We start from the raw sequence: 601 nt of genomic DNA on the forward strand, positions 1-601 counted from the left end.
GGACATGGAGCATGAGCGGCCGGCCGTCCTCTCGCAGGCCGGTCTCGGCGAACTCCGGATCAGGCGTGTCCTTGATCGGGATGGCGGGCAGCGGGACGGCCAGCGGATCGCTACGCGGGAAGGTCAGCACCAGCCATCCCGGCCTGCCCACGGTGATGCGGCAGGAGGCAGCGCCGAAGGTGTGCGCCAGATTCGGAGCCTTCTTCTCCCACTCCTCATGGGACTGACCCGACAGCATCTTGACCCGCACCGCATCGGCCCAGCCATCACAGGTGACCTTGCGCAGGCGCGGCAGGTACTCCCGGCCGCCCACCGAACGCCCGAGACCGGAGATGACCATGGCGGGCTGCCAGTGCCGCCGGTAGATCCACATCCAGCGCCACCAGGCCAGCAGCCGACGGCCGACGATCGGCGAGAAGGTCTCCCGGTCGATCAGCCGCCAGGCCAGGAGCCACAGCAGCAGGAAGCCGAGCAGGCCCGCCGCCTGCTGCCAGCCGTACACGCCGCCGGCGACGACGGGGACGATCGCCACCAGGCAGGCGATCGGATGCCGGTAGATCGTGCGGACGGTCCCGACGCCGAAGCGCCACAGCGCGATCAC

The 601-nt window shown here is 70.2% G+C and carries 1 pseudogene; it reads right to left on the bottom strand.

What is annotated here, in order from left to right:
* Positions 1-601 (bottom strand): annotated as a pseudogene (locus tag Pta02_RS40880) (cell division protein FtsK); the annotation flags it as partial.

The organism is Paraplanobispora takensis (assembly GCF_016863195.1).
Taxonomy (GTDB): domain Bacteria; phylum Actinomycetota; class Actinomycetes; order Streptosporangiales; family Streptosporangiaceae; genus Planobispora; species Planobispora takensis.